We start from the raw sequence: 9,087 nt of genomic DNA, 5'->3' as shown, positions 1-9,087 counted from the left end.
CTGATTCTGGGCCATCAGGCAACCTTAACAAGGTCCTACCTGATGGTCCGATCCCCTTAGTTTTAAGGAAGACAACGGTGGATTGCTTTCCCGGGGTCTCGTCTCGCGCCGGGGCTTTTGCCGTTCCTTAAAATGTAACCACTTACTAAGGAGAACAGAAGTTTTGTCAGGGTGCTTCGCCCGGGGCTGGCGGCAACTCGCTCCGGGGGACCCCGCCCTTCGGGCACCCCCAAGTCGCTTATTGCCGCCAACGCCGGGCGCTTGGCGAGAAGTTACTTCTGTTCCTTTTAGTAACACTTAAAACGGCCGTTAAGGTTCCCATATGGAAGACCATTGGCCACCCTTGATCCGGGCTCTGACCGACCCCGGCCGCTATCCCCACTCCGTCGACGAAGTGAGGGTGGTGGAGACCCACATCTCCTATGTTCTGCTCACCGGGGATTTCGCCTACAAAATCAAAAAACCCTTCGATCTGGGTTTCCTGGACTTTTCCACCCTAGCCAAGCGGTACCAGGCCTGCGCCGAGGAGCTGCGCCTCAATCGGCGCACGGCCCCGGATCTGTACCTTAATGTGTGGTCGATTACCGGTACTCCCGAGGCGCCGGTCTTGAACGGTTCCGGCCAGGCCTTCGAATACGTCGTTCGCATGGTTCAGTTCGATCCCGCTTGCCGGGCCGATCGCTGCTTGGAGCGCGACGAGCTGACGCTGGGGCTCCTGGGGGGGCTCGGGGAAGGGATTGCCGAGCTCCACGAAGGGGCCGCCGAGCCGCCGGAGGATACCGGTTACGGCGCTTACGAGCGGGTACGGGCCGATCAGGATGCCAACCTGACCGAGCTCCGGGCGGCCCTGGACTGGTTGCCCGTGAGCCTGGAACGGTTCCAAACGCTGGCGAATTGGATCGATGATTTCCTCTCAAATTATCGGGATCTGTTCATGGCGCGCCGCCGTGCGGGGCGAATACGGGAAGGCCACGGCGACCTTCACTTGGCCAATCTGGTACTGCGTCATGGCCAGCTGGTGCCCTTCGACGCCATCGAGTTCGATCCCGACCTGCGCTTCACCGACGTCATGGCCGATGTGGCCTTTGCCTGGATGGATCTGCTTTCCCGGGGGCGCCGCGATCTAGCCACCCACTTCCTCAACGCCTACCTTCAGCGTACCGGGGATTACGCCGGGGTGCGCCTGCTTCCCTTCTACACGATTTATCGAGCCCTGGTGCGGGCCAAAGTAGCCGCATTGCAGGCAGGCGACGCCCAAGCCGGGGAGGCCGACGATTTGCGGCAACGGGGGGAGCACTACTTCCGATTGGCCGAGGCCCTGGCCCATGAGGACGATGCCAGGCTGATAATCGGCCATGGCGTGACCGGGGTGGGCAAGAGTCTGGTTTCGGAGCCTGTAGTGGCCGAGCTGGGCGGCGTGCGTATCCGCTCCGATGTGGAGCGCAAGCGCTTGGCTGGCAGGGAGACCGAGGTTTCCGGAACCGCGGAGGTGGGGTCGGGGATCTATAACCCCGAGATGTCCGCGCGGACCTACAACCGCTTGCTGGAGCTGGCGCGACCGGTGCTGGCCGCGGGGTTGCCGGTGTTCCTGGACGCCACCTACCTCAAGGCCGCTCGGCGGCGGGCGGCGCGTGGGCTGGCCGCCGAGTTGGCCGTCCCCTTTGGGATCCTGGCCCTGGAGGCCCCCGAGGCCGAGATACGGCGCTGGATCCGCGAACGTGCGGCGGAGGCCGATAACCCCTCGGACGCCGACGAAGAAGTCCTCGACAGCCAGCTGAGGAGCCAGGAGCCCCTAACCGAGGACGAAGAGGCGATCACCGTCCGGGTGGATACCTCCCGCCAGCTGGATTTCGCCCGTATCGGCCGGGAGCTGTTGCATATAGCCCGGGTTCCCAGGGTGTAGCCCCCGCCTTAGAACAGATCCTCCATCATCTGCGAGGACGACCCCGATTCCTCGCCTTTGCTGTCCCCCGCACGGTCCCCCTTGCCGCCGCGCTCCTCATCGCTTTGCCGCTCCGCAGAGGCTGGGCGGGGGGTTACCTCCGCGGGCGCCTTGCCTTCGCGAAAGATCTCGAAAAGGGTCTCCTCGCTCCAGGATGCGGCCCGCTTGCCGGTTTCGGCATCGATGCGGACGGTCACCAGTCCCTCGGGCTGCTCGAATTCCTGCTTCGGAACGCCTTTTAGCGCCTGACCCATGAAATCCACCCAGATGGGGGCGGCGGCTCGCGAGCCGGTCTCCTGGCTGCCCAGCGTTTGGGGCTGATCGAAGCCTACGTAGACCCCCGCCACGAGGTCCTCGGAAAAGCCCAAAAACCAGGCATCGCGCTGATCGTTGGAGGTCCCTGTCTTGCCGGCCAGGTTGCGGCCCAGCTTCTTGGCTCGCCAGCCCGTCCCGCGCTCCACCACCCCCTGCAACAGGGTAACCATCTGGTGGTTCACCTGCGGCGACAGCACCCGTTCGGGGCGGATGGCCTCATGGAAGCGCTGCTCGGGATGGGAGGCCAGGACGTCAGGTTCCGGCAGCTCGGCGGCTCGAGCCCGGTGGCACTGGGTGCAGCGGGACTGGGCGATGCGGCGGTCCACCTGCCGGCCCTGGCGGTCCTCAACGCGCTGGATCAGGATGGGATCCACCCGCAGGCCGCCGTTGGCGAACACCGCGAAGCCCTGGACCACTTTCATGGGTGCCAGAGAGGCCGATCCCAGGGACAGGGACAGGTCCGCGGGCAGGTGCTGGGGGTCGAAGCCGAAGCGGGAGGCGAAGTCCAGGGTGTAGTCGATGCCGAGGCGACGGACCAGCCGGATGGTTACCAGGTTACGGGAGTTCTCCAAGCCTTCGCGCAGGCGGGTGGGGCCGTGGAACTTCTGGGAATAGTTCTCCGGCCGCCAGCGGGTCTCCAGGGCGCTGTCCTCGAACACGATGGGGGCATCGTTGATCAGGGTGGCCGGGGTCAGGCCCTTCTCTAAGGCACCCGCGTAGAGGAAGGGCTTGAAGGCCGATCCCGGCTGGCGTCGCGCCTGGGTGGCCCGGTTGTACTGGGAAAGGCTGGGCTCGAAGCCGCCGATCATGGCTCGGATCCGGCCGCTGTCGGGCTGCATGGCCACAAGCGAGCCCTGAACCTCCGGAACTTGGGACAGGAACCAGGGGCCGTCCGGCCGCTTCTCCAGGCGGATGATGTCGCCGGGGCTCATAACGTCCGCCGCTTCTTCGGGCTTGGGGCCCCGCGTGGTAGGTGTCTTATAGGGACGGGCCCAGCGGATGCCGCGCCAGGGCAGAGTGAGCTTTTGACCGTTGGCTAGTAGCACCCGCGCGGTTTGGGCCGGGCCCTGCCAGTCCGGGCCCGGGTCTTTGGGGCCGAGCCCCAGGACAATGCCGGCGTGTAAGGGCCCCAATCGCTCATAGGCGTCCAATCGCTGCAAAAGGACCTGTCGGAGATCGGGGCCTTCGGGCTGTTCGGCCACCTGCTCCCGGAGCTTACCAAGGTCCACGTGGTCTTCCGGCCCCTTGTAGCCGTGGCGATAGGTGTAATCGAGAAGGCCCTGCTGGACCGCCCGCCGGGCCTGCCTCTGGGCCTCGGGCTGAATACTGGTAAAGACCCGGAAGCCTTCCGTATAGGCCCGCTCCTGGCCGTGGCGCTCGACCATTCGCCGGCGCACCTCTTCGGCTACCATGGGCATGGGCTCGGATACCGGGTCGTGACGCTCAGCATGAATGGGAGTATCGAGGAGCCGGCCAACCATCTCCGGCTTGGCCGACCCGGTCTCGGCCATACGCCGCAGGACATAGTTCCGTCGCCTTTTGGCCCGCTCCGGATTGGTTACCGGATTGTAGCCGGAGGGCGCCTTGGGGAGGCCGGCAATCATGGCCATCTCGGTCAGCTCCAGCTGATGGACCGACTTGCCATAATATCCCTGTGCCGCAGCCTCTACCCCGTAGGCACCGTTACCCAGATAGATTTGGTTGAGGTAGAGGTGCAGGATCTCGTCCTTGCTCAAGCGCTGCTCGATACGGAAGGCCAGCATCATCTCACGCAGCTTGCGCAGGATGGTGCGCTCACGCGTCAGCAGGAAGGTCCGGGCCACCTGCTGGGTTATGGTAGAGGCGCCCTGTACTGCCGCGCCTGCCTTGATGTCGGCAATCAGGGCGCGAAAGATGCCCGGGATATCGATGCCGGGGTGGTCGAAAAAGCTCGAGTCCTCCGCGGCGAGGAAGGCATCCTTCAAGGTCGGTGGAATGGCGTCGGGCGGCAGGGAGTAACGGGTTTCCCGACCGAACTCACCAATGAGCTCGCCGTTCCGGGCATAAATGCGCAGGGGGGTCTTGGGCTCATAGTTGGTCAAGGCAGTGATGGGGGGCAGCTGGGAATTGAGCCAAAGGTAGCCGCCTAGAGCCGTGATACCTCCGATGAGCCCCATAAAGCCTGCGAGGATCAAGAAACGCTTAAAAATTTTGGCCATAATGCGATCGTTGGGTTGTCCTGTATGCGGAAAAGCCTTCGGTTCAAGCGGAGGCCAAAGGGGTCTGAGGGAAGGAGGGCTGTTTGCTCGACGGATTTTCCCTGATATAAAGGGCCAGACCTGACAATACCAAAACCTGTTCGACGGCGAAGCGGCTTCCTATGGCCAAGCTTTACAACAAACCCCTTATCGGGCTCGATCTGTCCACCACTGCCGCCAAGGTTGTGGATATCGAGCGCCGGGGGCGCCGATACCGACTGAAAAACTACGCCCTGGAACCGCTGCCGCCTGAGGCTATCAATGATCACGCGGTGGTGGATACCGAGGCCGTTGCCGATGCCATCACCCGGGCTCGCAAGCGTGCCAAGGTGCGAGCCAAATACGTCGCGACGAGCGTTGCCGGAGCCGCGGTCATAACCAAGAAGATCGCCATACCGGCGGGCCTCGACGAGTACGAGCAGCAGACTCAAGTGGAGATGGAGGCGGACCATCATCTGCCCGCCGGAATCGAATCCATGTACCTGGACTTCCAGGTCCTCGGGCCCGATCCGAATGACGAGGCCAACCAAGTGGAGGTCCTGCTTGTGGCTTGCAAGCGGGAGGTGGTGGATGGCCACATCGAGGCTATCGAGTCCGCCGGGCTCAAGGCTTCGGTGATCGACGTTGACCCCTTCGCCGTGGAAACGGCTTATGAACTGTCCGCCCCCTCGGAGTACTTTCAAAAGACGGTGGCCCTACTGAATATCGGGGCCCAGGTCACTAATATTAATGTCCTCTATCAGGGCCAGTCCATCTTTACTCGTGATCACTATTTCGGCGGTCAGCAACTGAGTGAATCCCTAGCCGAGGTCTATGGCTGGGAGTTCGCGGAAGCCGAGCAGCGCTGGATGCAGGGTGATCTCCCGCAGGATTACACCCAGCGGGCCCTGAACCCATTCCTTCAGAACCTGGCCATGGAAATGGGCCGGAGCCTCGATTTCTACGCCTCCAACCATCCCGAGCACCCCGTGGATTGGGTGGTGATCTCCGGTGGTTGCGCCCTTTTGCCGGGGGTCATGGGAGCCCTGACGGACCAGCTGGGGGTGGAAGTGGTTACCGCTAACCCCTTTGCGGGCATGAAAAAGGGGCCCATGCTGAGCCAGCGCAAGCTGGAGACGATAGCCCCGCGGCTAATGGTAGCAACCGGGCTGGCCCTTCGGAGCTTTGAACCGTGATCCGGATCAACCTCCTTCCCTACCGTGAGTTCCGGCGCCGGGCCCAGATCAGGCGGGATGGCATTGGTATTGCCGTATTTCTGGTGATCGTGGGTGGCCTGTTGACGGCGGCCTACTTTCACCTGCAGCGGGTGGAGCAGCGCCACCAGGCCCGTGTGACCTACATGGAAGACGCCCTGGACCGGATTGAGGACAAGCTCGCCGAGGTTAACCAGATCAAGGAAAAGCGTCAGGGATTGATCCGGAAGCTGGAAGTGATCCAGCAGCTGCAGGATGGCCGGGAGCTTTCCACTAATATCCTGCAAACCCTTGGCCAGGCCGTTCCCGAGGAGGTATCCCTGTCGGGCATGGAACAGACCGATAATGGTCTCAACCTCGAGGGGGATGCGCGCGACAACAACGCCGTTTCCAGCTTCATGCGCCGATTGGAAGCGTCGACCCTATTCCGTAATCCGGATCTCCGGGTGATCCGGGGCAAGGACGACGGCGAGGCCGTTAAGTCCTTCACGCTGGCGGTATCCTTGGCCCGGGGAGATGAATCCGGCCAGGCCGAGGGAGGTGGCTGAATGGATGTCAACGACATCAATCTCGACGCCGTCCTGCGAGCCCCGGACTGGGCCAAGGCGGTGGCCCTGTTGGCGATAACGGCCCTGTTGGCAGGTGGATTCTGGTACTTCGTCTATCAGCCGCACACCCAGCGGGTGGCGCAAATGGACAACCGTGTCCAAAGCCTCAAGGCCCAGTATCAGCGCAAGAAGAGTCAGGTGGCTAATCTGCCCGCCCTGCGGGAACACTTCCAAAAGCTACAGGAGCGTATGGAAGGGGCCCTGGAGCAGCTGCCTGACCGTACCGAGGTGCCCGAGCTCATCGATGACGTCGACCGGGTCGGCCGGGCGGAGGGTCTGCAGTTTCAGCTTTTCGAGCCCAAAACGGAAAAACAGAAGGAATTCTACGCCGTTAAGCCGGTGGCTCTGGAGGTTCAAGGGTCGTTTAACGCCATGGGCCGCTTCCTTGCTGCCACCGCCTCGTTGCCCCGGATCGTCAATGTGGGCGATCTCAGCCTCCAGGGCTCCGGCGGGGATCTCACCTTGAAAGCCACGGCCCGAACGTTCCGCTATCTGAGCGATGCCGAGCAGCAAGGGGGGGGTAAGTGAGGCGCTGGCTTATCTTGGCCGCAGCCATGGCCGCGCTCAGTGGCTGCGGCGGCGAGCAAGACCCGGTTTCGGATCTCCGCCAAATGGTGGAGAAGCCCCCGCCGCCCCCGAGCGAGAAAAAGCTCCCGGAATTGCCGGAGGGGGTGGAGCCTACCAATGTAAGCTTCCGGCCGCTGGAGCGCTCGCCATTTGCGACCATTCCAGCCCTGCAGGAGGCGCAACAGCCGGAGCCCGAGTATACCGGGCCGAGCCCGGACCAGGACAGAGAACCCGGGCCCCTGGAGCAGTTCGCCCTCAGTCAGCTGGAAATAGTTGGCACGGTGGATCTGCCTGGCAAAGAATGGCGGGCCTATGTGAGCACCCCCGACGGCGGGGTACACAGGGTGGCGCCCGGGGAATACATGGGCCAAAAGCATGGCCGCATCGAGAAGATTGGTCCCAACGGGGTTGTCCTGCGCGAGCTGGTGCCTCGCGGCGAGGGCCGGTGGGAAGAGCGTAAGCGCACCGTGGAAGTCAAGTCGACAGGGGGATGAAATGGTGCCGTGGCGGATGCGTGGTATAACCGCCGTTTTTCTGCTCGCCGCGATGCAGGCCTTGACCGCCACGGCAGCCGCCGCTGCTGTCCAGGTGGAGCAAGTGGAGCTCTACCAAGAGGGCGACACCACCGGGGTCCTCCTGGCCGCCGACGGTGAGCTCAAATACAGCCTGCTCTCCCAGCAGGACCCGCCCCGGGTGCTGGTGCAATTGCCCGAGGCAAAAATGGGGCCGGAGGTCCTTCCAGCCGCTAGCTCCAAGGGCCTGGTTCGCAATCTCGAGGTCCACCGGGGCGACGGCAAGCCGCCGCGGCTGGAGCTGATCCTGGCGGGGCCGGCACAAGCTTCGGCTACCCGGGAGGGAACGGCGCTGCAAGTAGCCCTGGCCCCCAAAACTTCGAACGGATCGGGGCGGGCCCTTCCCACCGCTTCCGGGTCCGGACCTGAGGCCACCGCAGGAGATAGGCTTCGGGATTACGCCGTGTCCCGGAGCGACAGCGAGACCTCGCTGACATTAAAAACCGGCGGTCCCGTTCAAAAGTTCCAATCCTTCCAGCTGGATGAGCCCAACCGCCTGGTGGTTGACCTCTACGGCGTGGAATTGGCTCTGCCCCGGACCGAGTATCCCCTGGACCATCCTTTCATTAACCGCATCGTTTTCGGTCAGCACGGCGACCGAACCCGCATGGTTCTGCGACTTCGGGAGCAGGTAACCCATTCCGTGGAGCCCTCCAACCAAGGCCTGCAAGTGGCCCTGACCCGTCCCAGTTCGCGCGATGCCCTGCGCCGGGTTACCGACGTGGATTTCACCACCGGCCCCCAACCGGAGGTAGGCCGGGTAACCCTGGAGCTGGATCGCACGGGGGCGGAGCCCCAGGTCCATCGGGAGGAGAACCGTGTGGTCCTGGACCTGCCCAAGACGCGTCTGCCCCAAGAGCTGGAAAAGCGCTTGGTGGTGACCGATTTCGGTACCGCGGTGGAAACCGTCGACCTCTATCAGAAGGACCAGGCCGTCCGGGTGGTAGCCACGGGCACCGACGGTCTCTTGCAGGCCCAGACCTATCAGGTGGAGGATCGGCTGGTCCTGGATGTCAGTGGGGCGGAGGAAGCCGAACCCGCCAAACGTGGCCCGAAGGCAGCCGGCGAGCCTTACGAGGGTGAAAAGCTGAGCCTGAACTTCCAGGACATACAGGTCCGTCAGGCCCTGCAGATCCTGGCCGAGTTTGCCGATCTAAACATTATCGCCAGCGAGAGCGTCAGCGGTACGCTGACCCTGCGCTTGCAGGATGTGCCCTGGGACCAGGCCCTGGACCTGATCCTGGATAGCCAGGGCCTGGGCATGGAGCGCCAGGGGAATGTCATCCGGGTGGCGCCGCAGGCGGAGCTGCGCAAGCAACGGGAGGAGCAGCTCAAGGCGGAGCTCCAGAAGCAGCAGCTGGTCCCGCTGCAGACGGAAATGATCCCGATTAACTACGCCAAGGCCTCGGAGTTGAAGTCCCTGCTTGAAGCCCAGGCCGGCGAGGGGGGGCAAAGCCAGGGCTCCACCGGGGTGCTCTCCCAGCGCGGCAGCGTCACCGTCGATGCGCGCACCAATACGCTGATCGTGCGCGACACACCTGAGCAAATCCGCAAAATCAAGGACCTGGTGGAAAAGTTGGACCGGCCCACCAAGCAGGTGATGATCGAGGCGCGCATCGTCAAGATCGATACCAACTCCGAGCGCAATCTGGG

The 9,087-nt window shown here is 63.4% G+C and carries 7 protein-coding genes; 6 read left to right on the top strand and 1 reads right to left on the bottom strand.

Annotated elements, in window-relative coordinates; translation table 11 throughout:
- Window positions 1-322 precede the first annotated feature (322 nt).
- Window positions 323-1,903, top strand: coding sequence for a bifunctional aminoglycoside phosphotransferase/ATP-binding protein (locus V5A19_RS13065; protein ID WP_332327900.1), 1,581 nt, complete (start codon window positions 323-325; stop codon window positions 1,901-1,903).
- 8 nt (window positions 1,904-1,911) lie between these two features.
- On the opposite strand, the gene V5A19_RS13060 is transcribed toward V5A19_RS13065, so the two are convergent.
- Window positions 1,912-4,455: a penicillin-binding protein 1A gene (locus V5A19_RS13060; RefSeq protein WP_332319704.1), complete on the bottom strand. Its 2,544-nt coding sequence runs from the start codon at window positions 4,453-4,455 to the stop codon at window positions 1,912-1,914.
- Between the two features lie 161 nt (window positions 4,456-4,616).
- On the opposite strand from V5A19_RS13060, the gene pilM reads away from it, so the two are divergent.
- From pilM to V5A19_RS13035, 5 genes are all read left to right on the top strand, one after another.
- Complete coding sequence (pilM, locus tag V5A19_RS13055) at window positions 4,617-5,669, top strand: type IV pilus assembly protein PilM (RefSeq protein ID WP_332319705.1); 1,053 nt, start codon at window positions 4,617-4,619, stop codon at window positions 5,667-5,669.
- Complete coding sequence (locus V5A19_RS13050) at window positions 5,666-6,235, top strand: PilN domain-containing protein (RefSeq protein ID WP_332319706.1); 570 nt, start codon at window positions 5,666-5,668, stop codon at window positions 6,233-6,235. The genes pilM and V5A19_RS13050 overlap by 4 nt, the downstream gene beginning before the upstream one ends.
- Entirely contained in the window at window positions 6,236-6,823 is a 588-nt protein-coding gene (locus V5A19_RS13045) for a type 4a pilus biogenesis protein PilO (RefSeq protein ID WP_332319707.1), read from the top strand.
- A complete protein-coding gene (locus V5A19_RS13040; protein ID WP_332319709.1) occupies window positions 6,820-7,356 on the top strand; it encodes a pilus assembly protein PilP in 537 nt (178 codons plus the stop codon). The genes V5A19_RS13045 and V5A19_RS13040 overlap by 4 nt, the downstream gene beginning before the upstream one ends.
- Window position 7,357: 1 nt before the next feature.
- Window positions 7,358-9,087, top strand: a 1,730-nt coding sequence (locus V5A19_RS13035) for a type IV pilus secretin family protein (protein WP_332327899.1), incomplete at its 3' end; no start/stop codon positions are given.

Source organism: Thiohalorhabdus sp., from assembly GCF_036628635.1.
Classification (GTDB): Bacteria; Pseudomonadota; Gammaproteobacteria; order Thiohalorhabdales; family Thiohalorhabdaceae; genus Thiohalorhabdus.
Note: the sequence above shows the minus strand (reverse complement) of the source record. Positions and strands in the feature narration are given on the sequence as shown.